General features: G+C 72.6%; 15 protein-coding genes and 1 pseudogene. 10 read left to right on the top strand and 6 right to left on the bottom strand.

Translation table 11 applies throughout. The features are described 5' to 3' along the window. Positions 1 to 146: 146 nt before the first annotated feature. The 3 genes from ACWD12_RS09810 to ACWD12_RS09800 form a co-directional block, all read right to left on the bottom strand. Entirely contained in the window at positions 147 to 566 is a 420-nt protein-coding gene (locus tag ACWD12_RS09810) for a VOC family protein (RefSeq protein ID WP_450099084.1), read from the bottom strand. A gap of 109 nt (positions 567 to 675) precedes the next feature. Beyond that, complete coding sequence (locus ACWD12_RS09805) at positions 676 to 1,287, bottom strand: hypothetical protein (RefSeq protein ID WP_358361295.1); 612 nt, start codon at positions 1,285 to 1,287, stop codon at positions 676 to 678. A gap of 227 nt (positions 1,288 to 1,514) precedes the next feature. Further along, positions 1,515 to 4,442, bottom strand: coding sequence for a hypothetical protein (locus ACWD12_RS09800; RefSeq protein ID WP_450099083.1), 2,928 nt, complete (start codon positions 4,440 to 4,442; stop codon positions 1,515 to 1,517). Between the two features lie 552 nt (positions 4,443 to 4,994). Here ACWD12_RS09800 and ACWD12_RS09795 point away from each other — a divergent pair. The 5 genes from ACWD12_RS09795 (at position 4,995) to ACWD12_RS09775 (ending at position 13,360) form a co-directional block, all read left to right on the top strand. Then, the gene (locus tag ACWD12_RS09795) at positions 4,995 to 6,035 is read left to right on the top strand and encodes a bifunctional lytic transglycosylase/C40 family peptidase (RefSeq protein WP_450099082.1); all 1,041 of its coding nucleotides are present in this window, start codon (positions 4,995 to 4,997) and stop codon (positions 6,033 to 6,035) included. After that, positions 6,032 to 6,709: a hypothetical protein gene (locus ACWD12_RS09790; RefSeq protein ID WP_450099081.1), complete on the top strand. Its 678-nt coding sequence runs from the start codon at positions 6,032 to 6,034 to the stop codon at positions 6,707 to 6,709. Before ACWD12_RS09795 ends, ACWD12_RS09790 begins: the two co-directional genes overlap by 4 nt. 1,210 nt (positions 6,710 to 7,919) lie before the next feature. Beyond that, on the top strand, positions 7,920 to 9,836 hold the full coding sequence (locus tag ACWD12_RS09785) for a hypothetical protein (protein ID WP_450099080.1): 1,917 nt from the start codon (positions 7,920 to 7,922) through the stop codon (positions 9,834 to 9,836). 35 nt (positions 9,837 to 9,871) lie between these two features. Next, complete coding sequence (locus ACWD12_RS09780; RefSeq protein ID WP_450099079.1) at positions 9,872 to 11,476, top strand: hypothetical protein; 1,605 nt, start codon at positions 9,872 to 9,874, stop codon at positions 11,474 to 11,476. Positions 11,477 to 11,932: 456 nt separating this feature from the next. Further along, positions 11,933 to 13,360, top strand: a complete 1,428-nt coding sequence (locus ACWD12_RS09775) for a hypothetical protein (RefSeq protein WP_450099078.1) — start codon at positions 11,933 to 11,935, stop codon at positions 13,358 to 13,360. Between the two features lie 63 nt (positions 13,361 to 13,423). Here ACWD12_RS09775 and ACWD12_RS09770 read toward each other — a convergent pair. After that, a pseudogene (locus ACWD12_RS09770) lies at positions 13,424 to 13,648 on the bottom strand (integrase core domain-containing protein); the annotation flags it as partial. 336 nt (positions 13,649 to 13,984) lie between these two features. Here ACWD12_RS09770 and ACWD12_RS09765 point away from each other — a divergent pair. Next, entirely contained in the window at positions 13,985 to 14,608 is a 624-nt protein-coding gene (locus ACWD12_RS09765) for a DedA family protein (protein WP_358361276.1), read from the top strand. 175 nt (positions 14,609 to 14,783) lie between these two features. Continuing rightward, entirely contained in the window at positions 14,784 to 17,192 is a 2,409-nt protein-coding gene (locus ACWD12_RS09760; RefSeq protein WP_450099077.1) for a hypothetical protein, read from the top strand. Between the two features lie 50 nt (positions 17,193 to 17,242). Here ACWD12_RS09760 and ACWD12_RS09755 read toward each other — a convergent pair whose 3' ends face one another. Further along, positions 17,243 to 18,838: an amino acid permease gene (locus tag ACWD12_RS09755; RefSeq protein ID WP_450099076.1), complete on the bottom strand. Its 1,596-nt coding sequence runs from the start codon at positions 18,836 to 18,838 to the stop codon at positions 17,243 to 17,245. Positions 18,839 to 18,868: 30 nt separating this feature from the next. Next, the gene (locus ACWD12_RS09750) at positions 18,869 to 19,879 is read right to left on the bottom strand and encodes a phosphotransferase (protein ID WP_450099075.1); all 1,011 of its coding nucleotides are present in this window, start codon (positions 19,877 to 19,879) and stop codon (positions 18,869 to 18,871) included. Between the two features lie 229 nt (positions 19,880 to 20,108). On the opposite strand from ACWD12_RS09750, the gene ACWD12_RS09745 reads away from it, so the two are divergent. From ACWD12_RS09745 to ACWD12_RS09735, 3 genes are all read left to right on the top strand, one after another. Continuing rightward, positions 20,109 to 20,879, top strand: a complete 771-nt coding sequence (locus tag ACWD12_RS09745) for a GntR family transcriptional regulator (RefSeq protein WP_450099074.1) — start codon at positions 20,109 to 20,111, stop codon at positions 20,877 to 20,879. After that, a complete protein-coding gene (locus tag ACWD12_RS09740; protein WP_450099073.1) occupies positions 20,876 to 23,395 on the top strand; it encodes a GcvT family protein in 2,520 nt (839 codons plus the stop codon). The genes ACWD12_RS09745 and ACWD12_RS09740 overlap by 4 nt, the downstream gene beginning before the upstream one ends. Positions 23,396 to 23,461: 66 nt before the next feature. Then, positions 23,462 to 24,193: a DUF7873 family protein gene (locus ACWD12_RS09735; protein ID WP_358361258.1), complete on the top strand. Its 732-nt coding sequence runs from the start codon at positions 23,462 to 23,464 to the stop codon at positions 24,191 to 24,193. Positions 24,194 to 25,061 lie beyond the last annotated feature (868 nt).

The raw sequence follows: 25,061 nt of genomic DNA, 5'->3' as shown, positions 1-25,061 counted from the left end.
GGTCCTGGTACGGGAGCCCGCCCGTCGAGTATCGGCCGGTGGGGTGAACGGTGACCCGAAGGGGTGACTTCGGTCAGGCGCGCGGTGGCTTCAGCCCCGGCGTGCGGACCCGGCTCGACCTGGCCCGAGCGCCACCTGCGACGTGCCTACTCGTAGTACCGCGCCTCGATCACGTTGCCGTCCGGGTCGGTGAAGTAGAACGTGCTGGGGGCGTAGCCCCGGGCGCCGAACGAGTTCTCCAGGCCCACCGACGTGTCGCCGCCCTCGGCCTCGACCCGCTCGCGCAGGGCCGCGAAGTCGGCCTGTGCCAGGGCGACGCAGATGTGGTTCACCCGGTGTCCGGAGGCACCCGGCACCTTGAAGCTCGCGTCGACCCCGGCCGCGCTCGATTTCGCGGCGAGGTCGATGATGGCGTGCTCGGACACGCGGACGCTGGGGAACGGGGCCGTGCCGTCCCGGAACTCTTGCGCGCGTACGCCGGGGAACCCGACCACTCGCTCGTAGAAGTCCAGTGACCTGAGCTGGTCCTCCACCCAGATCACGATGTGGTCGATGGTCGCCTGCACGTCGCCACGCCCTTCGCTGCTTCCGCCGGTCCCGTCCCGGCGCCGTCCGGACCGCGGTTCGCGGAGATGCCGCCGGGGTGTTGCCGGGGTGCCGAGGTACCGCCTGGGGTCACGGCCGCCAGGCCGCCTCCGGATCGTCGAACATCGTAGCCGGGTCGGCCAGAATGACCGCGCTCAGCGGCTTGTGCATCCAATCCCGGTCGATTCGGACGCACATCACGCGTTCCAGGAGGGCCAGGCACGAGGCGCCGGCGGCCGAGGCGTCCGGGCGTACGCCTTCCGCCCAGCGCGGCAGGGGCACGGCGAGACCGGCCGGGACGCGTCTGGTGTCGACCGGGTCGAAGACCACCTGGACGTCGCCGTCCTCGGCGTACATCACCTGGCAGTCGCCGTGCATGTCCCAGTACGCGCTGAAGAACCGGCCGCCCTGCGCCGACGCGCGCCGGGCGATCTCCGGGATGCTGCCGTGGTAGCCGGTGTTCTCGATCGTCACGACGCAGGAGTCGGTCGACACGATCAGCATGGGGTGGAAGGAGCCGGCCTCGGGCAGGGCCAGGACGTCGCCTATCTGACGGAACGTCATGATCCGGCGCGGCGCCTGGGCTCCGCCGAAAGCCGCGACGACCTCCTCCTCCGTACGGCCGGTGGCGACGGAGATGGTGAGGGCGACAAGTCCGTCCTGTTCGGCCCACCGGTAGCGCTCGACCAGTGTGTCCAGCATCGGGGTCTCCAGCCTGTCGTGATCGTCCTGCCCGGTTCCAGGATGCCCGTCGCATCCGACAGCCGTGGCGGGTTCACGCAACGCGAACGTCCGCTTACCTGATTCGGTGTCATTTCGATGGTGATCCGTCCGCCCTTGGGGCGGACGCGTGTTGCCGCGCGCACCCGTTCCCGTCAGGGGCGCCGACGGGGTGCGGGGCGTCGCGGCCCTCGCGGCGGCCCGGGCCGTCACGGACGCGGCTCCGTCGTCAGGCCGCTGAGGTGGTCGCGGGCGGCCAGCAGCGCGGTGCCGTCCGGGCCCGGTACGCGGCGGCGGAGGTCGATGATCCCCGGTCCCAGGTTGCGTGCCGCCTCGGTACGTCCCAGCCGCAGCCACAGTGCCTGGGCGGCGTCCGCCGCGGAGCGGGCCGCCGGGTCGTCCGGGTCCCCGGCCTCGGCGAGCCGGTGCGCGAGGGTGGTGTACTGCCGGGCCGCGGTCGCGAACAGACCGGCTGACGCCGTCAGATGGGCGCGTACTTCGTACGCGTTGAGCGTGAACGGATGGGCGGGACCGTGCCGGGCCTCGACACCGCGCATCAACTCCTCGGCGAGGGTGAGGGCTTCCACGTGGTTGTCGTGCGCCGCGGCGTCCTTTATGGCGTGCAGCGCCGCGCGTAGCTCCGCCGGTGGCCGGGCCGCTTTGCGGGGTGCGACGGCGGACGTCGTGTTGGCGGATCCGTTCCGGGCCGGGACGGCGTGGCCGGGCGGGGCCGGGGACGGGGGTGCCGGCGGGGGCGGCGGCGCGAGGTGGGCGGCGGTCGCGACGGGCGGGGGAGGGATCGGCGCGGGCATCGACGCGCGCGGACGCACCAGTTCGCCGGACGGGTCGGATGTCGGTGCCGGGGGCTCGCTCGCCGCGACTGGGGCCACTGCGGGAGGTGCTGGGGGTACTGGAGCCGTCTGCGGGGTCTGCGCGGTCTTCGGGGTTTGCGCGGCCTGGGCGGTCGGAGCGCCCGGCTCGGTTGCACGGGGCGGCTCGGACTGACCGGGCGGCTCGGACTGACCGGGCGGACCGGTCGGCGCCGTGCCGGCGAGCGGATCGGTCGGCGTGCCGGGTTCGAACGGCTCGACAGGTTCGACCGGTTCGAACCGTTCGGTCGGTCCCCGCCAAGGACCGGACCACGGCCCGGTCTCCGCGCCGATCTCCGCTTCTGTCTCGGCGATGGTCGGCGGGTCGGCCCAGATGTCGATGGGGGCGTCGCCCGCGTCCCCGGCGCGCGTCGGGAACGGAAACGGGCCCGCGGGCTCGGCGTACGGTTCGGCCTGACGAGCTGTCAGCTCCCGTACGCGCGCCCGCGCCCCCACCAGCGCCCGCCCGCCCGGTCCCGGGATGTGCTCGCGTACCGCGATGAGGCGTACGCCGGTCGACACCGTCGCGGTGTCGTCGTCGGGCAGGCGCAGCCACAGCGCGTGGGCGTTGTCCGCCGCGGAGATGGTGTCGGGGTGCTCGGGCCCGCGTGCGAGGAGCCGGGACTCGGCAATGTCCAGGTAGGCCGTCACCGCATCGGCCAACCGTCCGGACTCCGCGGTCAGATACGCCCGGACCTCGCGCACGTTGAGGGTGTGCGCGTGCTCCCAACCCAGGTCGGCGACCAGGGCGTCGACGATGGCGTCCGCCGCGCCCAGCGCCTCGTCGTGTCGTCCCTCGGCGGCGATGGCCGCGACGTCCGCGAGCGCCTCGCGCAACTCGGGCGGGGGCGGCAGCGGTTGCTCGGAGGGGGCACGAGGCGCGGACAGCGCCTCCAGGTGCGCGGCCGCGGCTTCACGCGTGTGCGCGCCGCTGCCGAGCACCAACTCCCGCAGCGCCACCACCGCGGGGCCCAGCTCGCGGGCCTGTGCGACGTCCGGAAGGTCGAGCCACAGGGTGTGCGCCGCGTCGGCGGCGGCGCGGGTGGTGGCGTGCCCGGGGCCGTGGATCCGCGCGCTGCGGCGCGCCGTCTCGGTGTACAGCGTCACCGCTTCGTCGATGCGCCCGGCCCGTGCGGTCAGCCAGGCCCACGTCTCCAACGCGTCGAGGGTGTCGCGGTGTTCCGGGCCGAGGCCGTACCGCGTCTCCATGTCGTGGGTGATGGCCCGCGCGAGTGCCAGTGCCTCGTCGAAGTCCCCGGCCGCCACGGCCGCGCGAAGGCTGCCCACCCGCTCGCGGTACAGGTACGGCCCGGCGGCCCGCTCCTCCTCGGCGGCCTGCGGGAGCAGGTGCGGGATGGTCACGCGCAGTTGCGCGGTGGTCGGCACCCCCGCCGCCACCCCCGCGCCCCAGTCCTGCGCCTCTCCCGGTTCCGGTTGCAGGAACGGTGCCGGTGCGGGCACCGCGACTTCGGGTTCGGGCGCGGGCGGCGCGGAATCGCGCGGGGCCCGGCCCGGGACGGCGCGGTGCCGGCCGGTGGCCTCGCTGCGTGTGCCGCCGTACGAGATCGCGTACGAGCCCTCGGCGGGCATCCGGTTCGCGAGCCGCAGCGTCGTGTCGGCGGGCGGCACGATCTGCACCGTGCCCTCCGGCAGTTGGGCCCGGCCGAAGATCGCCGGGTGGACCGTCGCCGGGTCGACGGTCGCCGGGCAGCCCGCGAAGCCGCGGCGCGCGGCGACGGTCAGGGTCCGGGTGAACGCGTGCGCGGGGTCGTCGTGGGTGGCCGGCGGGGTCAGGACGCCCCACAGCGGCAGGCGGTCGGCCAGCGTCCCGGGGGCGACGGTCACCTCGGCGCGCAGGTCGGCCGACGCGGTCAGGTCGACGATCACCAGCGTGTTGCGCGGGTCGCGGATCCGCAGGGTCTCGGCGAGCCAGGCCCACGGGAGCCCGTCGTACCGCACGCTGCCCGGCGACGAGTCGCGCAGTGTGACATGCAACTCGCCACGCCGGTCCGGCATCAGATGACCGGTCAGGTAGACGATGACCGGTCCGGGGGTGACCGACGAGCGCTCGAGGTAGCCGCGTACCGTCTGCGGTCCGGACCCGGCGGGCAACTGGACGACGTCGGCGGGAGCGTCCGGGACCAGGATCTGGGGCGGCAGGCCGACCCAACCGGCGAGCGCGGCCTCCGAATCGGCCAACGCGCGGCTCTTGCGCCGCCCTTGGCCGACTCCGGCCACCAGCAGTACGAACCCCCTCGGGGTTTCCATGGGTTCGAATGGCTGATTCGCCTGTTGCGGCGTGCTTTCCCTGGACATGCCTACCCCCGCGCGATGACGCGATTCCGGCCAGCAGCGGGAACCTACCGCACGTCCCGATGCACCCGGTATGCCCCGGCCGCCCCACGCCTACCGCGGGAGCTTTCCAACCTTCCGGTAGTGGGCGCGAGTTGGCCGGATAGAAGGGACAATGCCCTAGGTCCCGAACGCGCATGCGTGGTTGTGGACGCAGTTGTGGCTACGGAGGGGCCGCGGCTGGACACGCAGGGGTGGCGTCGGGGCAGGATGGCATGACCGAGATCGGGCGCGACGCTTTTCGGTGGCCCGGGCACCGCCCAGTTCGGACCGCCGTGGGATCGGGGGCACCATGCGGCAGACGACGGTCGTCGGACGACCGGGTACCGAGGTGGGGCCGGTCCATCCCCGCGAACAGGCGGGTGCGGCACGGGTCGCGCGCGCGAACGGCGGTGCGGTGCGTCGCGCACCGAGCGCAAGTTCCGTGCGGAGCGAACGCGTTGACCGGGTCCGCCGAGCAGGTGCGGCGTGAAGCCCGGGCGGGCGATCGCCGGGTTCCTGGTCCTGCCGTTCGCCCTCATGGTGGCGGCACTGCTGGTGATCGCGGCGCTGGCCGGCGGGTTGCCTTCGACGGGGCCGGTGGGCGCGCGGCTCAACGCGACCTTCAACGGGGCGCAGGTTCCGGCGCAGTACCGCGAGTGGGTCACGCGGGCCGGGCAGATGTGTCCCGAGGTCACCCCGCAGCTGCTCGCCGCGCAGTTGGAGCAGGAGTCGGGCTGGAACCCCAACGCGGTCAGCCCCGTCGGCGCGATGGGGATCGCCCAGTTCATGCCCGGCACGTGGCCGAACTACGGCCAAGACGAGGACGGCGGCGGCGCGAGCCCGTACCATCCCGGTGACGCGATCATGGCGGCGGCGCGGTACGACTGCGAGCTCGCCGCGCTGGTGCGCGGGTACATCGAGACGGGACGGGCGAGCGGCGACGTGCAGGACCTCATGCTCGCGGCGTACAACGCGGGTCCCGGAGCAGTGCTGAAGTACGCGGGCATTCCGCAGTACACCGAGACGCAGAACTATGTGCGCGTCATCCGCAGCCTCATGGACAAGTACCAGGACGTCATCCCCGACATCGCCGCCGGGACGCCGTTCGGCCAGGCGGTCGTGGAGTTCGCCATGCGCCATCGCGGCGTGCCCTATTCGTGGGGCGGCGGCGACACGTCGGGGCCGTCCGAGGGCTTCGGCAACGGCGCGGGCGTCGAAGGATTCGACTGTTCGAGCCTGGTCCAGTACGCGGTGTACCACGCGTCGGGAGGCAAACTCATGCTGCCGCGCGTGTCCCAGGCGCAGGTGACGGTGGGTCAGCCGGTGCCGCGCGACTTCGCGGTGATGCTGCCCGGCGACGTGATCGGCTTCGACCCGCACCGCAATGGCGACTACAGCCACATCGGCATCTACATCGGCAACGGGCAGATGGTCCACGCCCCCAAGACGGGGGACGTGGTGAAGGTGTCCGACTTGTCGGAGTCCTACTACGCGAACTCGGCCTGGTTGGTACGGAGGTTCGGATGAGCTCCGACGGCCCCGGCATGCGGGCGGCCCAAGGGCTGCGCGGCACAGTGGCATTGCTCACGTTTCTCGCGCTGATCGTCGGCGCCGCACTGTTCGGCGGATGCGGCCTCATCGGCAAGGCGGGCAAGACGTCCGGCGCGGGGGACGACACACCGGCCGCGTCGTCCTCCCCGTCGAGGACCGCACCGGCCACCGTGCCTCCCGCGCAGCCGATCCCGCGCGGAACGGCGACTCCCACGCTGCCGCTGCCGAGTACCGCGAAGGTCGCGCAGAGCGACGCGTCGGCGGTCTCGTCGGCGGCGCTCACCGTGATGTTCACGTACGACACGACCACCGACACCACGTCGCAGGACGCGGTGCTGCGTGCGCAACCATGGCTGACCGAGGAATACGCGGCCACACAGCGGGAACACGTGTCGGTCAGTCCGCCGGGCGCGGACTGGACGACGTGGACGGAGCATCGGGCGTACACCGCTCCGGTGTTGGAACGCGGGCGGGACCAGGCGCCGACCGACACCGCGACGACCGCGTATCGGCAGTGGCTCGTGCGCTACACGCCGACCGGGCGTGACGGTTGGAAGGGGACCGAGGTCACCGTGGTGGTCTTCGCGCTCCTCACCCGTCAGTCCGCGGCGGATCCGTGGCGTGTCTCGGACATGCTCGTGAGGTCGTGAGCGGGTGTCGCGGGGAAGAAGCACGGAGTACGGCGGCGCGGGGACGGGCGCCGAAGGCGAGGACACCGACTTGGCGGAGGGAGGCCACCAGTTGTCCGGCGAGAGGTACGGTCACGCGGAGCCCTCGGCTGATCCCGGCCGTGGGCCGCTCGACGACCTGCCCACCCCGGCCTGGCTGGCGGAACTCGACGAGGACGCGGACGGGGAAGCACCGGAGGAGACGGCAGGGGAGACAGCAGGGGAGACGACAGGAGAGGCGACAGGAGAGGCGACTGGGCAGACGGCCGAGCGGGACGGGTCGGCGGAAGAGCCGGACGCATTCGGGGAGTCGGAACCGGACGCGGACGGACCGCAGGAACCGACCGTCGAGGACTCCGGCGAGTGGGCGGCCGTGACGCCTGCGGAGGCCGGAGCGCCTCCTTCGGCTCCGGTTTCGGGCCCGGTTTCGGGTCCGGCCCCGCATCCGGTTTCGGGCCCGGATTCGGGCCCGGTTCGTGAACCCGAGGTGCCCGAACGGGCCGAGGAACAGGCGTTCCCGGACAGGCGCGCGTCGGGGGAGACGAGGCCATCGGGACAACCCGAGCCGCCTGGGCGTGACTTGCCCGGTGTATTCGATCGGTCCGAAGAGCCCGAAGAGCCCGGTTCCTCCAGGGTGTCCGACGTCGCCGATGAACCGGTCGTACCGGACGAGGCCGCGGCCGCCCCTGCGGTGAGCCGGCGAGCCGCCGTTCCCGCCCCCGAGGTCGAGCGGCCCGCGCCGCGCGTCGAGCCGCCCGCGACCCGTCTGCCGCCCGCGTTGGCCGCCGGACCGGAGGCGGCCGGACCGGTCCTCCCAGGGCCGCCCGCGCGTCCCTCGGTGCCCCCGCGAGTCGGGCCGCGGATAGGACCGCCGCAGCGCCCCAAGGACGGCCCTGTTGCGCCGTCCGCCGCCGCACCGTTGCCGCGCGCGGAGACTCCGCCGCCACGTGTCGACCGGCCCGCGCACGTCGAGCGTCCGCCGCAGATCGGACGGCCTCCGCAGTCGGGCCACCAGCCGCAGGTGGAACGGCCCGCACCCGTGCTCCCGGCGGCCTCCGCCCCTCCGCCCGCGCTCCCGGCGCCTCCAGGACCCGTACGTCAAGGCCCGGTTCCGCCGGGGCACGTGCCTCCGGGGCCCGTACCTCCAGGACCTGTACGTCCGGGGCCGGTTCGTCCGGGGCCCGTACCGGCAGTGCCCGCACCGGATATCGAGCGCCCCGCGCCGCGTGTGCCGCCTGTCGAGCCCGGGCACGGGGTGTCCGCGCTGCTCGGTGACGTCGCCGCCGCACACCTGGGGCCTCCGCGTACCGGGGAGACTTCGTGGCAGCGCAACGATGCCGCGGCCGGCCCGCCGCCTCCCGAAGGCGACCCGTGGCCGCATCCCGCCCCGCCGCCCCGCGACCTGCGCGACGACCGACCGCTTGCGACCGCCCAGTTGCCGCCTCCGGCATCGGGCGACCGGCCGGTGCCGATCCCGGCTCCCGCTCCGGCTCCCGCCCCGGAGACGGCTGCGGAACCGGCTGCGGCGCCGTCGTCACCTCCGCCTCCGCCGCGGCGTCCCGTCTGGGAAGGGCCGGGCGAACCGCCGTTCGGCTTCGTCCCCGGCCGAGACACGGCCGCGGACCCGGCGTCCACCGCCGGGGGACCGGCCGCGCGCCACGGCAGCGAACCGGATCCCGACCTGGAACCGGACCCGTTCCCGCCGGCCGCCTACGTGGGCGAGGACCACGCCCCGTGGCAACCGCAGCCGGACGCGCCCTGGCGGCAGGACGCGCCCCCCGCGGATTCCGGTGCCGCACACGTCATCCGGTTCCAGGGCGAGGACGCCTGGGACGAACCCCCGCGGCGACCCCCGCTGTTCCGGCGACTCGTCATCATCACCGTGGTGTTCGCGGTGCTGGTCGCGGCTTTCGTGGTCCTCGCTTTCGTCAAGCGCGGCGACGACGGCGACAAGGAGCCGCCGCCCTCGAACTCGCCCAGTCCGCCCGCCGCGTCGACGTCCGCGCGCCCCGCGGTACTGCCGGCCGCCGCGCCGAACGGATGGTCGCGTACCGCCGCCTGGACCGCCGTGGTCGCCCCGCCGACGGCCCGGGCGGCCACCATCGCCTCCGGGACGACGGCCGTCGCGGTCATCACCCCGGCCAAACAGGTCGCGATCCTGGATCCCGCGGACGGCCGCGTACGACGCTCGTTCGACCTGCCCAAGGGCGAACACCGCGGCGTCAAGCTGGGCGCCGTGGACGGCACCATGTCGGTGCTCGTGCATGCGGGCGACGTGCTCGCGTACGCCCCCGCCGACGGCTCCGCCGCCCCCACGACCCTCGACGTGCCCGCCGGTGCCGTCGTCAGCTACGCGGGCGACTCGCCGCTCGTCGTCAACGGCACCGACGTCCAGGTGGTGCGTGACGGCAGGCTGGCCGCCGTCCAACTCCCGCCCGGCGCCACGGCGATGGCGGCCGACGGCGCGAACGTCATCGCGGCGGTCCCGGTGGGCCCGTGGTGGAACGCCGCACCGGGCCGGGAGGCCACCGCGATCACCCCCGCACCGCCGCGCCCCGGTGCGACGCTCTTCCGGATCGCCGCCGCCGGACACAACCGCGTGGCCGTGGTGTGGACCGGCCCGGACGCGGCCACGGTCACCGTCGTGCTGTACGACGCCACCACCGGCGAGGCCCGCATCACCGCGGACGCGCCGCTCGAGGAGATGCGCAAAACGGCGTGGGTGTGGGGCACCGACGGGCAAGTGGCCGCACTGGGCCCGCTGGTGTTCGACCTGAAAGGCGGAAAAGCCGCCGTACGTTCGGGGTTCGGCCCGGTGATCGGTTGGGGCAACCTCCTGTACGGACAGACCGCCGCCGACCCGCAGACCGCCGTAGTCCTGGACGGCACCGACCCGAAGAGCGCGCCCGTACCGCTCGGGACCGGCGTACCCCTGCCCTGGGGCGGCCCGACCGGACGGCTCATCCTGATCCTGGACACCGCACCGTCGACCGCACCGACCCTGTACGCGCTCACCCGCGAAGGCACGCCGCCGGGTTCACCGGGACAGGGCTCGTCCCCGGGACCGGCGGGCACCGGCACCACAGGCAGCACCGGAACGACGACGTAAGAGGGTTGGTCGGTATAGCCACAAGGAGTCTCCGCATGGACCACGACCTGCGACGCAAACTCATCACGGCAGCGGTGTCGGTATCGCTGACCGTCGCCGCGTTCTCGACGGCGGGCGCGGCGCACGCGGAGGAGATCCGAGGGGCCGGTGCGGGGGAGCCCGCGGGCCGGGGGACCCCGGCGTCCGCGCCGGACACGGACGCCGACACCGCCACCGATGTCGCCGCACGCGGTGCCGGGTCCGAGCCGGAGGCACCCGCGGACCTGCCGCTGCCGCGACCGGCCCGCGAACTCCCGGCCCCGGCGGCGCGCGACGCGGTACCGGACACGGCGGCGGGAGACAGTGGAGTACGCCCCGTCAGCGCCACCAGCGGCCAACTCCCCGGCGTCTACGGCCCCATGGCGCCGGACACGGGCGGCCCGAGCGCCGCGCTCGGACCCGTCGCGGTGGACGACCTGCCGTTGCCGCCGCCGGCACAGGAGTTCCCACCGCCCGCGGCCTCGTCCGGCAACGGAACCGACGGGCGCGTCGTACCGGTGGTTGACGCCGCCACAGACAGCGACGGGCCGGGCGGCTCAGGTGGCCCGGGCGGGTCTGCCGGGCTGAGTGGTCCGGTTGCCGAAGGCGTCCTGGCAATGGGCCCGTTCGCCCCGTACGACCTGCCGTTACCGCCCGCCGCCGCGGACCTGCCGTCCGGTGGTCCGCGGGAGCCGGGCGGTCCGTCCGTACCCGTGGTCCCCGAACTGCCGCCCGCCCCCAAGCCGGTGGAGCCGCTTCCCGCACCGGTCACCCCGGTCGTACCGCCTGTCGACAACTCTCAGGAGCCGCCGTCGACGAAGCCGAAGCCGCCGGACGAGCCGAAGAAGCCGGAACGGCCGGTGATCGCCGCGGTCCTGCCGTCGTTGCCGAAGCCCTCGGCACCCAAGCCGTCCGCACCGAAACCCGTCGCGCCCAAACCCGCCGTCGTGCCCGCCGTCACCAAGCCCGCGCCGCCGCCCCCGGATCCCGTCCCTGCCCCCGTCCCGGTTCCTGCCCCGGTTCTCCCGCGGCCCGAACCGGAGTCACCCGCGCCGCAGGCGCCGCCACGCACGCCACCGGGCACGCCAACGCCGGTGCCGCAGAAGCCGCAGAGCCCGCAGACGCCGCCCGCGCCGCCCGCCCCGGAGCAGCCCGAGCAGCCCGAGCCCGAGGTCCCCGAGATCCCGAAGACCCCCGAGGCCCCGGAGCCCGGCAAGGCGGCGCCCGCCCCGGCCGAGCCCGCTCCCCAGCCGAAGCCACCAGCAGCACCACCATCCGAAAAGCCCGCAGAGCAGCCCTCCGAACAACCGACCGAGCAACCGGTCAAGCCGCCCGTCAAACCGGTCCCCGCCCCGGCCGCCACGGACCCGACTCCGCCGCCCAAGCCCGCCCCCAAGCCGGCGGCGCCCAAGCCCGCCCCCGTACCGCCGTCCACCGCCAACCCGCCGCAAGAGAAGCCCCCTTCGTCACCCCCGCCCGTGACGATCGTGGGCCAGGTGGGTCCGTCCTCCCTGAAGATTGACCCGCAGGCGGCACAAGACTCGCAGGACGTACCAGCAGCACCCACAAAACCCGCTCCTACGACGCAGTCTCAGCCACTGTCCGCCAACCCGCTGGCGTAGCGGGCCGGACGCCCGGAAAGATCGACGAAGCGCCACACCAACGCAGGAGTTCGCATGACCGTAAGGCCGGACGCTCGACCCCGTCGGGCTGCGGTGCCGCACGCGGGCACGGCAGTGGAGACCGGGGTGCGTCGCGGTGTCGCGGTCCGCGTCTCCCCGGCGCCGCCGACGGCCGGGGCCCCGACGACGGACATGCGCACAGGTGTGGCCGCGGACCGGGCAACCGGCCCGCAAGACGCCCCCCACACCCCCGACGCCGACCCGACCGCCCCACCCCCGGCCTCCTGGCCACCCACACGCCCCTTCCGCCGCGGGGGCCCTCCGCGGCATGCCCGCACCCCCTCCGCAGTTCCGCCGTCCGACCGGGACGATGTACGCCGCATCCGCCGCCGTCCGCGGAGGCACCTCCGTGCCGTCACGGGCCTCCTTGCGGTCCTCGTCCCCATCGTCGTCGGCATGCTCGCCGCAGTGCTGTTCACCGGCGAACGCGCATCCGCCCAGCCGGCCGCGCACCCGTACGAGGCACCCGCGGCGGTCGGACTCCACCCGAGGGCGACCCAGCCTCCCTCGCCGTCACCTACACCGACGACCCCGACACCAAGCCCCAGCGGTTCGACGTCCAACGGGGGCGACTATGCGGCGTATTGCGACCAACTGCCGAGTCCTGAGAAGGAGCAGTGCCGTACCCGAACCGGCAGCCCGCTGAGTTTCGCGGCGGACCCGCTCGGGGCGATTGCGAAGTCCACCGCCGAAGCCGCCGTGTGGTTCATCAGCAAACTGACGACGGCCATCAACGCGACGACTGCGGTCGACTTCACGAATCCCGGGTTCCTGCGGCAGTACGCCGTCGTGTTTGCGGCCTCCGCGTTCCTCACCCTGATCGTCTGGATGGTCGCCGTCACCAAGCGCGCGGTGCGCGGCGTACCGCTCGGCACCGCGATCGGTGAAGCGGTCGGCTACCTGTGGCTGGCCGTCATGGCGTCCGCGTTCACTCCTTTGGCCCTGCATCTGTCGGTGTCGCTCGTCGACTCGATCACCGCGGCCATCGCCAGCGGCACCAGACAGGACACCGACCAGTTCATGGAGGGTTTCTCCAAGGGCCTCGACCCGCAGAGCCTCGGCGGCGGCCCGGTGACGCTCATCTTCGTGTCGATGTTCGCCATCCTGGCGGCGATGATCCTGTGGATCGAACTCCTGGTGCGCGCCGCGCTGCTGTACGTCGGGGCGATCCTCGGCACGATCGTCTACGCCGGTGTGGTCGACCGCGATCTGTGGGGCCATGTCCGCAGGTGGGTCGGCATGATGGTGGCGATCCTGCTCGCCAAGCCCATCATCGTCATCGTGCTCGGCCTGGCCATGGCGGCCAGTTCGGGCGGTGGTTCCGACGCGCTCGCCGGGGTGCTCACGGGCCTCGCCATCATGTTCCTGGCGATCTTCGCGTCGGTCATGGTCTACCGCTTCATCCCGGCTCTCGGCGACGACATCGGCCAGTTGCGCGCCGGCCGCATGGAGATGGCGGCGGGGTCCAAGGCGGCCCTGACCGGCGGCACCGCGTCGTACGTCAAGGCCGGCATGGGCGTGCACGCCGGTCGCGGTACGACCGCCACCGCGACCGCCTCGACCGGCTCCTCCAGCGCCGGCAGCGCGGCGGGCGGCGTCGCCTCCGGGATGTCCGCACACGGCTACGACTCCGCCCCCAGCGGCGGTTCCGGCGGTGGATCGGGCGGCGGTTCCGGTGGCTCCGGCGGCGGCCCGGCCCTGCGCTCCCCGCGCTGGCTCGACTCCCAGCCATCGCCCCCGCCCCCACCGTCCGCCTCCGGCATGCCCTACTCCGCAGACCCGCCCCCAGCCCCCCGTGCCCCCTCCCCCCGCCAGGGGGACTAGGCAGTTTCCTTCGGATCATCGCGCGGCCCAGATGCGAACGGCTGCGATCACGAGTCCTGCGGGCTAGCTGTTTTGACGTGCCACGTTGTTCGCGCGAAATATCGGTGGCTTGGCTCGGCGTGCGGTGTGGCAGCGGTGGTGGTTGTAGGCGTGGAGGAACGCGCCGAGTTGGTCGGTGCGTTTCTGGTTGGTGGTGGAGGGGCGCTGGCCCATTCGTCGAGCAGAGTGCGGTTGAAGCGCTCGACTTTGCCGTTGGCCTGCGGGCGGTGGTGGGCGGGTGAGTTTGCCGGTGGCGCCGAGGTCGGCCAGGGCTGTCTTCCAGGCGAGGCCTTTTGCGGTAGGACCAGGCCTTGTCCGCGCGTGTCGCGTCGGGATGGGTGCGCGCGGTGGCGAGCGCGCGCGGGCGGGGGCGAGGTGCGGGCTTGCTTTGCGATTGCCGACGCATGGCGGAGGGGGCGTCCAGGGCCGGCGCGACGTGGTCTTTGGACGAGATCCGAAAGGGCGGTCCTGGCGACGTTGTGTGGGGGAAAAGTGCAGGTGGGGGGCCGGGTACGTGAGGTATGGCCACCTCGGGGGTAGCAGCACAGGCGTGTGTGCCGTGACCGTCAGCCGTGAGGATGCGCCGTGGAAGCCTGGTTCGACCCGTTCATGCGGTTCGCCGACTCGCCGTGGTCGTATCTGCTCGTGGGCGTCATGGCCTTCCTCGATGCGATCCTGCCGATCGTGCCGAGTGAGACGTCGCTCATCGCTTGCGGCGTCTTCGCGACGGCCACCGGGTCGCCGAACCTCTTCCTGTTGATCTTCGTCGGTGCCGTGGGCGCCTTCGCCGGGGACAACACGGCGTACGCCATCGGACGCTGGGCCGAGCCGTTCGCCACCCGTCGGATGCTGTCGGGTGAGCGTGGGAAGAAGGCCCGCGCGCAGGCGGAGCGCTGGCTGAGCGAGTACGGCGGCATGATGATCATCGCGGGCCGCTACATCCCCGGCGGACGCACCGCGATCTCGCTCACCGCCGGGATCGTGGATTACCCGTGGTCCCGGTTCCGCAAGTGGTCGGCCATCGGGGCGATCACCTGGGCGGCGTACGCCACGCTGCTCGGGTATTGGGGCGGCGCGGCGTTCAAGGACAGTCCGTTCAAGGGCATCATCGCCGGCCTCGTGGCCGCCGCCGTGATGACCGTGCTGATCGAACTCATCCGGCGCGTGATCGCCTGGCGTAAGAAGCGCGGCGCCGAGCAGGGCGCCTGACGGGGCGTGACGGGGCCCGGCGCCGGGTCCACGCCCGCACGGGTGCTTTCGGGGGCGGGGCCGTCGCGTGCGGTACTTGCGGTACGTCGGCCGCCGTACCGTCTCCGCTCGCTGTCGTCGGGTTGTGCCAGGATCGAGCCCTTCCAACGGTGTCGGATCTCGGGGATGGGCATTCGTGATTGAGCTGGCCACCGCCTTGCGTCTGGCCGGGCCCGACGTGGCCGCGGCGCTGCGGGAGCGGTTTCGCGTCGAGATCATGGCGATGGTCGAGGGCTACGCGGCCTTGCCCAAGGAGGCCGTCGAGCGGGTGCTCGCGGACGACGGCATCGACCTCGCGGCGTTCTTCGCCGAAGGGTGGTCCGGTGGGCCGCAGGCGCACGAAATCCTGATGCGCGCCGCTCGCCTGGGGGATCCCGCGATCGCGGCGAGCCTGTACCGGCGGCGGAAGCACGCGGATCCCGCCGTGTTCGCCGAAGTTCTCGCGCACGTCGACGACGAGGAGGACGAGGGCTGGCACGCCGAGTACGGCCTCGTCCAGGCGCTGCGGGAGATCGCACGCCGCGACCCGCTGAGCGCGGCGACGATGCCCTTCTCGGTCGTCGTCCGCCAGGCCGCGGCGGACCGGTGCGCGGACGTGCCGTACGCGGTCGCCGTCGACCTCTGCGTGGCGGTCGCGGACCGCTGCACGCGTACCGACCTCCTGGACCTCGCCAAGGAGCCGCTCGGCCATCCGGGCCTCGCGGCGATGCTGGTCGAGGCCGCCCAGGCGCCGGACCCGTCCGCGTATCTGGCCGACCGCCGCCCGCCCGAGGAATGGCTCGACCCCGCCGCCGCGCGTACCTTCCTGCATCTGCGGCAGTCCACCGAGAATCCGCGCGGCCTCGAGGACCGGCCGGAGTTCGACTGGGACCTGGTACGCCGCGAGCACGCGCGCAAGCGGCTCGGGGAAACCGCCCTGGGCTGGCTGACGTCTTGGGAGGGCTGCCCCCAGGACTTGGTGCACGAGGCGCTGAAGGCGGCGCGCCCGCGCGTCGCGCTCAAGCACGCGGTGTGGCTGCCCTTCGACATCGTGTCCAATCAGGGGGCTTTGGCTGCCGCCGAGTTCGACGACGCGATGCGCCGCGGCATAGCCGCCGGCTGGATGCCCCTCGACCGCGTTCTGGGTGAGGCCGCGCCTGCCAACCGCATGTTGCCGACCCTGCCGGACATCCCCGAGGTACGGTCCGCGCTGGCCGAGGCGTTCGCGCCGCTGGGCGACGACCCGCATCTGTGGCTGACGTTCTACGCCCGACTGCCGCGCTTCGCCGGCTCGGTGGTGGACATGGTGGCCGGCGTCGCCGCGTCCCCGGTTTCGAAGCGGAGCACGACGTGGCCCCGGCCGCTCGCCGCGGTTTTCCCGGCGACGGAGCCGGAGAACACCCGTGCCCTGTTCCTGAACCTGCTGCGCCTGCTGCCGGATTCGGTGACCGTCGCGCTTGCCCCGTACTTCGACGCCCGCGCGGTTCAGCACCTGTTGGTCTTCCACTACCAGGCGCTGTCGCCGCAGGTGCGCAAGGCTCTCGTCGACGAGCACGGGGTGCCCGCGCTGGCGTCCCGCGCCGCGAGCGGCTGGTTGTCCAAGGAGGAGGTGGCCGAGTTGCTCGCGTACGACGAACCTGCCATCGACGCCTCGCTGTTCGCCCACGCCCAGGTGCCCGACGAGGAGCGCGTGCGCATCCTGGCCGGGGTGCGCACCGACGGCAGCCGCGGGCGTGTCGCGCCCGAAGTCCTTGACGTTCTGGAGGACATCAACCTCGGCCACTACCGCGCCCGCCTGACCGCGGGGCTCGGCGGCGGTGACCCGGGGGTGGCCGCGGTGATCCTGCGGCGCCTGCGCCTGGGCACCGAGGCCGGCCGTCTGCTCCTGCTCGTGTCCGTGTGGGAGCGGTACGGCCCCACCGAGGTCGAGGAGTTGCTCGATCTCGGGCGCCTGCCCGCCGCGACGGTCAAGACCGTGCGGGCCCTGCTCCCCGCCGAGGACGGCCTCGCGCGGCTGCGCGAGCGTCAGGCAGCGGCAATGGCGCCCGGGCAGGTGGTGGCGTACCTCGCGAAGAAGGGCGGACCGGCCGAGGAGAACCTGCGCAGGGCGGTCCAGGAAGGCGTACCGCTGCCCTGGCCCGAGCTCACCGACGCGGTGCTCGACGGGCGCCTGGACGGGCAGATGGCCGGTCTCCTGTGCGAGCAGCCGGGATGCACACGCGAGTTCGCGATGGCGGTGCTCGGTGCGGGGGCCCGGCACGGCCGCCCCGTCACGCCGCCGAAGCGCACCGTCCTGGAACGGATGCTGCGCGCGGGCGTCCTCACCTCTGAGGACCTGCTCGCGTACGGCACGTCTCCCGTGGCGTTCCTGGACCTGATCGCCCGCACCCCGCAAGCCGCCCCGTCGCGCTCCGCGGTCGTGGAGCCGTGCGAGGCGGCCCGGGCGCTGGCGGCGGACCTGCTCGGGGACGAACCGGAGGCGTGGGTCGTGGCGGTGCGCATGTTCCGGGACTTCTCCGGCACGCTGCCCGAACTGTTCGCCACCGCACGGGCGGCGACGTCCTGACCCGGTCCCGACTCGGTTCTGACCCGGTCCGGATTCCGTCCCGCCCGGCGTCAGTCGGCGGCGGCGGTCTTCTCCCCGGCCCCGACGGCCGGTTCGCCGGCCGCCGGTTCGTCGATGTTGCGGCGCGGGCCGGTGAACCAGGTGCGGGCCCCGAGGTACCACCAGGCGGTGATCGCGAGGAGCACGCCGCCGACCGCGATCGGCGCGTAGTTCACCGACGTCCACTCGAAGTCGTCGTTCCACGGGATGGCCGAGGGGGTGAACGGCATGACGAAGTACACCGAGATCACCGCGATTTCGACGACCGCGACCCAGCACATCCACTTGTAGCGGGCGCCGAGGTTCCACGGCCCGGTCTGGAACGCCTCGCCCTGCCGCAGCCGCAGCCAGATCGGGATCAGGAAGGCGAGGTACAGGCCGATCACCGCCACCGACGTCACGGCGTAGAACGCGGTCGGCGCACCGGTCGAACTCTTGTACAGCGCGGGCAGCGTGATGAGCGCGGCGACCGTGCAGCCGCCGAGGACCGCGTTGACCGGCGTACGGTTGGCGTCGACCCGCGCCCAGATCCGCGAGCCCGGTATGCCGCCGTCCCGGCTGAACGCGTAGCCCATGCGCGACAGGCTGGTGACGCAGCTCATGCCGCACAGGAACTGTCCGGCGACCGAGATCAGGACCACGGCTTTGGCGAGTTCGCTGCTGAGCGCCGACGTGAGCAGCGCGTCGATGGCCCCGGCGCCCTCGTTCACCGCCTCGACGTCGTCGGCCGCGAACAGGAAGGCCAGCAGCAGGATCCAGCCGCCGATCGCGGAGTAGAAGATCGACCGCCACAGCCCCTTGGCGGCGCTGACCGAGGCGTCCTTCGTCTCCTCGGACACGTGCGCGCACGCGTCGAAGCCGGTGATCGTGTACTGCGTCAGGAGGAAGCCCAGCGGCAGTACGTAGAACCAGTAAATCCCGTCGCCGAAGCCGGAGTTGTTGATCTGCTCGGTGAACACGAACCCGGCGTCCTGGTGCGAGTCGGGCCCGAACACCAGGATCAGCACGACGGCCGCGACCCCGAACACGTGCCAGTACACCGAGATGTTCTGGAGCATCGCGATGAGGCCGTGCCCGAAGATGTTGATGACGGCGTGCAGCGCGAGGATGCCGAGGAACAGCAGGAAGACGGTGTTGAGGTCGCCGTCCCAGCCCGGCGCGTACATCTTGATGAGGATGTTGAGGAACGTCGCGCAGCCGTAGTCCACCGACGCGGTGACCGCGATCAGGCCGATGAGGTTGAGCCATCCGGTGAACCACCCGTGCACCGGTCTGCCGAGTTTCGCGGCCCACCAGTAGATGCCGCCCGCCGTCGGGTACGCGGACACCAGCTCCGCCATGCAGAACCCGATGACCAGGATGAACAGCGAGATGATCGGCCAGCCCCACGCGATCGCGACCGGCCCGCCGTTGTTCCACGCCTGGCCGAACGTGGTGAAGCAGCCGGACAGGATCGAGATGATGGAGAACGAGATCGCGAAGTTGGAGAACCCGCTCCACGTCCGCGACAGCTCCTGCTTGTAGCCGAGCTGCGCGAGCCGTTCCGCGTCCGCGTCGTGCGGCTCGGGTGCGGCCTGCGGGGCCTCGTCGGGCACGGTGGTCGCCATGACACCTCCAGTGGCGGTGGGGTGAACTGGTCAGGGGCCGGTCGACCGGGCCCCGGCAGGTCCGGCCGGTGGTGCGGTACGTCCCGCCGCACGGTCCAGGAGCCGGCCGAAGTCGTCGGCGTCCAAGGCGCGTACGGCCCGTGCCCACTTGCCCGCGGCCTCGGCCCGGTAGTCGAACCCGGGTGAGGCGGCGGAGTCCGCGAGCAGTCCGTGGTGGACCGAGAACCACAGGGTCCAGGCGATGTCGGAGGCGATGCGGTGCAGCCGGACCCGGGCGAGGTGGCGTGCGGTCATCTCGCGGCCGAAGTAGGCGGACGCGAGGATCTCCACGGCGTCGGGCGGCAGTTCTGCCTCGGCGGCGATGTCTCCGAGGTCGAACGCGGGGTCGTTCATGCCGGAGAGCTGGTAGTCGATGATGCGTACGGCACGGCCGTCGTCCACCAGGTTGGCCGGCAGCAGGTCGTTGTGGCAGGGCCGGGCCGGCAACGGGTGGCAAGCCAGGGCCCGTTCGAGGTCGTCCAGGTCGGGGAGGCGGTCCGTGTAGTCCGCCGGGATCGGCAACCCGTGCCGCAGACACAGGCCGAGGAGTTCCTCGGCTTTGCGGAAGATGTCGAAGTCGTTGGCGAAGCGTGGGGACCGCCCGTGCAGACGACGGCACGCCGTGGCGACCCGCACCAGCGTCGCGGGCCGTCCCAGGTCGTCCGCGGTGAGCGTGGTGCCGTTGATGAACTCCAGGACCATGGCCGCCGGTTGCCCGACCGTGCCCAGCACGCGCGGGCCGACGCCGGTACGCGCCGCGAGGACCGTGTTGTCGATCTCCTGCCACGCCGGCACGCCGAGTCCCGCCGCGTTGACCGCCGGGTCCAGCACGCGCAGGATCCAGCGCCGGTCCGCCCCCGCGTCGACCCGCACGACGCGGTGGCTCAGACCGCCGGTCAGGGGCGTGTAGACGGCGTCCGGGCCGGGGTCGATCCCCGCACGGACAAGGAGGTCGGCGAACAGGTCTTCCGGGTTCCCGGATGCGTCGGGAGCAGCCGTCACGGTGTGTCCAAGCAGTCGGAGCCACTCAATGGGTTGCCCTTAACCCATTTGAAACACGGGCGCGGTCAAGGTGATTCGCGGGGCGGGTGGGCAGAGTGCTGACGTGCGGTGCTCCGGAAGTCTGCGAGTCCCGGCCGGTGGCGTCAAGAGGGCGCCGAGAAGTTTTCGGTCCGTCCGATTCACCAATTGGTATGTCCTTCAGAGGCGTTGTGGTGGTAGGAAACGGCGCATGCCCGTCGACCGAGACCGCGAGCCCACCCGTACGGCCGATCCGTCGCTGCGCGGCCGCGCCTGGCGCGGTGTCGCCGACACCATCCGGGCGGGCGGCTACCGGCCCGGCGACCGGCTGCCGTCGGAACGCGAACTCGCCGACCGGCTCGGGGTCAGCCGCTCCACCCTGCGCCTGGCCCTGCACGACCTGGAGCAGTCCGGGTTCGTGGTGCGCCGTCCGGGACGCGGCGGCGGCACGTTCGTGGCGTCCCCCAAGGTCGAGCGCGACCTCGGTGCCTTCGGCGGACTCGCCGACTACATACGCCGCCAGGGGCTGGAGGCCGGCGCCCGCATCCTCGCGGTCGCACTCGCCCCCGCCGGCCCGCGCGCCGCCGCGGCGCTCGGCATCGGACCCGCGGAACTCGCCGTCCACGTCACCCGGGTCCGCCTGGCGGACGGCGAACCCATCGCGCTGGAGCGCTCGCGCTTCCCCGCCGGGCTGTTCCCCGACCTCGCCGAACAGGCCCTCGGCGGCTCGGTCTACGACCTGCTGCGCACCCGGTACGGACGCGCGCCGGAGCGCGCGGCCGAGCGGATCGAGCCGGTGGCCGCCGACGACGAGATCGCCGCACTCCTGGAAATCCCCTACGGAACACCCCTGCTGGCCGTCGAACGTGTCGCCTATGACGCGTCCGGGACGCCGGTCGAGCACGCCGACGACCTCTTCCGCGGCGACCGCACCCGCGTCGTCGTGTGGACCGGCCACGCATCGGAGGGAACCACCCCGTGACCCGTGAACTCCCGTCCCGTGCCCGGATCGTCGTCATCGGGGGAGGTGTCGGCGGTACAAGCGTCGCCTACCATCTCGCCGCCCGCGGCGAGCGCGACGTGCTCCTGGTGGACCGCGCCGACCTCACCAGCGGCTCCACCTTCCACTCCGCGGGCCTGGTCGGCCAGTTGCGCGCCGACCCGACGCTCACCCGCATGAACACCTACTCCGTCGAGCTGTACCGCGAACTCCAACAGGGCGACCACCCGCCCGGGTTCGTGGAGTGCGGCGGCATCCGCCTGGCCTGCACGCCGGACCGGGTCCTGGAGATCCGCCGCCAGATCGGCTGGGCGCGTACCGTCGGCCTGCCGCTCACCGAGATCTCGCCGGCCGAAGTACGCGACCTGTTTCCCCTGGTGAGCACGGAAGGCGTGCTCGGCGCGACGTACCTGCCGACCGACGGGTACGTCGACCCGTCCCAACTGACCTATTCGCTCGCCGCCGGCGCCCGCGCGGGCGGTGTGGCCGTCGCGACCCACACCCGCGTCGTCGGCATCGACACCGCGGAGGGCCGGGTCGCCCGGGTCCGCACCGACCGGGGCGACGTCGAGTGCGAAGTGGTCGTCGACTGCGGCGGGATGTTCGCCGCGGAGATCGCCCGCATGGTCGGCGTACGCGTACCGCTCGTGCCGATGTCCCACCAGTACGTCGTCACCGAGCCGCTCCGCCCGCGCGACGGCACCCGCCTGCCCACCCTGCGCGACCCCGACAACCTCGTGTACTTCCGGGAAGAGGTCGACGGCCTGCTGATGGGCGGCTACGAGCGCACCTCCGCGCCCTGGGCGCTGGTCCGCGGCGACCGCGACGCGGTGCCCGCCGACTTCAACGGCCGTCTGCTGCCTGAGGACTGGCCGCGCTTCGAGGAGATCACCGCCAACTCCGTGCGCCGCGTGCCGGTGGTGGCGGACGCCGGGCTGCGCAAACTCGTCAACGGACCCGAGGCGTTCACCCCCGACAACGAGTTCTGCCTCGGCGAGAGCGAGGTGGGCGGGTTCTTCGTCGCGGCCGGCTTCTGCGCGCACGGCATCGCGGGTGCGGGCGGCATCGGCCGCGTCATGGCCGACTGGATCCTGGACGGCGAACCCGGCCTCGACGTCCACCACATGGACATCCGCCGCTTCGCCGCGCACTACCGCTCTCCCGGCTACACCCGCAAGCGGACCGTCGAGAACTACGAGAGCTACTACGACATTCCGTACCCCGGCCGGGAACGCCGCGCGGGCCGCCCGCTGCGGCTCTCGCCGGCCTACGCGTGGCACGTCTCACACGGCGCGGTGCTCGGTGAGAAGGCCGGGTGGGAGAGAGTGAACTTCTATGCCGGCACCGCCGGGCCGGAGCCTTCTCCGGCCCACGGCGCTGCCCCGGGGGCGGCAGACGGAGCGAGGAAGGGTGCGGAAGGAGAAGCGGATGAAGGACGCCCGAGGGGCTGGGCCGGGCGGGACCACGCGCCCGCCGTCGCGGCGGAGCACGCCGCGACCCGCACCTCGGCCGGGCTGTTCGACGAGTCGTCGTTCGCCAAGATCGAGGTCTCGGGGCCCGGCGCGGCGCGGCTCGTCGAGTGGCTGTGCGACAACCGGGTCGCCCGCGGCGTCGGGGACGTGACGTACACCCAGATGCTCAACGCGCGCGGCGGGATCGAGGCGGACGTGACCGTCACCCGCACCGCCGAGGACGCCTTCCTCGTCTACACCGGCACCGCGTGCGGGACCCGTGACCTGGCGTGGCTCAGGCGGCACGCGCCGCGCGACGGATCGGTCCGGATCGCCGACGTGTCGGGGGCGTACGCGTGCTTCGCGCTGTGGGGGCCGCGCGCCCGGGACCTGCTCGCCCCGCTCACCCCGGACGACCTCGGCAACTCGGCGTTTCCCTATCTGACGTCGCGTGAGACCACCGTCGGGGACGTCCCGGTGCGGGCGAGCCGCGTCACGTTCGTCGGCGAGCTCGGCTGGGAGATCGCGTGTTCGGCCGAGTACGGCGCGGCGCTGTGGCGGACGCTCGCCGAACTGCCCGGGGTGACGCCCGGCGGATACCGCGCGATCGAGTCGCTGCGCCTGGAGAAGGGCTACCGGGTGTGGGGGAGCGACCTGACGCCGGAGGTGAACCCGTTCGAGGCCGGCCTCGGCTTCTGCGTGCGGCTCGACGAGGCGGACAAGCCCGGCGGGTTCCTCGGCCGCGACGCGCTGCTGCGGGTGTGCGCGGAAGGGGTGACCCGGCGGCTCGCCTGCCTGGTCCTCGCGGATCCGCGGGCGGTGTGCCTGGGGAGCGAGCCGGTGTGGCTGGACGGCGCGGTGGTCTCGGGGGTGACCTCGGGCGGCTTCGGGCACACCGTCGGCCGGTCGATCGCGTACGCCTACCTGCCCGCCGACCGCGCGACGGCCGGGACGCCCGTCGAGGTCGAGCTGTTCGGCGAGCGGTACGCGGCAGAAGTCGGGGCCCGCGTCCTTTACGACCCGAGCGGGGAACGGGTACGCGCCTGAACCCCGGCGCGCGGAATTTCCGAAAACCATTAGGTCGGTTCGTCGTACCGCACCTAGGGTTTCCGTGTGACCAAGCTGAATCAGATCATCGCCGTCGAGAAGGGCGTCAAGTCCAAGGCTTTCCAGGAGTTGACGCAGGCTCACCAGGACCTCCAGAAGTCGGCCCTGCTGTCCGGTATCGCCCGGACCTACCAGCCCAAGGACGAGGAGGGCGAGCAACTGCCGCCCGAGTCCACCCGGGTGCAGGTCAACGCCGAGGAGGTGCTGCGTTCCACCGCGGCGACGCTGACGAGGCTCTTCGACGTGACCGCCACGAAGGACTGGGCGAACACCGAGGCCCACGCGGACGTCGTGGTCGCGGGGACCACGCTGCTGCGCGACGTGCCGGTGTCGTACCTGCTGTTCCTGGAGAAGCAGTTGGTCGACCTCGCGACCTTCATCCGCAAGCTCCCGGTGCTCGACGCCGCCGAGTCGTGGTCGCAGGACCCGTCGACGGACACCTGGCGCACCGAGCCCGTGCGTACCGTGCGCACCAAGAAGGTGCCGCGCAACCACGTGAAGGCCGAGGCCACCGCCGAGCACCCGGCGCAGGTCGAGATGTACTTCGAGGACGTGCCGGTCGGCTACTGGACCACCGTCAAGTTCTCCGGCGCGCTGCCCGCCCGGCGCATCAACGAACTCCTGGGCCGCGTCGAGAAGTTGCAGACCGCGGTGAAGTTCGCGCGGGAAGAGGCCAACAGCGCGGAGGTGACCGACCGCACCATCGGCGCCGTGGTGTTCGACTACCTGCTCGGGTAGTCTCCGAATCTCCCCCCGGCGACGTCCGGGGGGACGCGCCGGCCCTGCCGAAAGGCGGGCCGGGAGCACAAGCTCAATCTGAGACTCGTCGTGACGACGCGGTCAAGTGGGGGTTCGAGTCCCTCCCCCGGCATTCCGTGCCGGGGTGGCCCAAATGGCAGAGGCAGCCGCGGTCAGCCTCAACGTCCTGCTCCAGTTTGAGTATTCGCCACCGATTCCCGGGTCGACCGGGGGCGGGCGGTCATCGTCGGATACGGGTTCGATTCCCGTTCCCCGCTCTCCGTGCGGGGATGGTCCAAAGGGAAGACACGGCGACCTCAGGATGACCCGCCTTCTTAAACGTATCGGGATGTGCAATTCGGTGGCACTCCGGAGCCCGGGGGCAGGATAGGCCCCCGGGTTCCTCCGATTTCGCGCTGTGTAGTCGCGCGAATGCACTGCGTGATATTCTGAGGTTCCGTCGCTCACGGAATGGTTGCGAATTTCGCTGTTCCGTCTTGATTCGGTGCGTATTCCATCTCGATGCCCCCGGCGACCGACACCCCGGAACCCCCGCTGATGTTGTGTGCGGTATCTCGACCTCCTCGATCGAGTGAGGAAGAGGTACACCGTTCGACGCACACGGAGGTGTCCCCGTGAGTACTTGGGGCTGGAAGTGTCAGAACTCGTCCTGCACGGCCAATCGAGCACGGGACCGTCAGCGGTACCGCTCGGCGCATGCGGCGACCGTCGCCGGAAAGGCGCACACCACAGCGACCGGACACCCCACCTCGGTGGTGGAATTCCGGTGACACGAACGAGGCGGGGCGGGCATCCGCCCGCCCCGCCGTCCTGCTCACCGTCCCGGCCGCCCGCGCATCGCGGGCGG

This window comes from Streptodolium elevatio (assembly GCF_053592165.1).
Note: the sequence above shows the minus strand (reverse complement) of the source record. Positions and strands in the feature narration are given on the sequence as shown.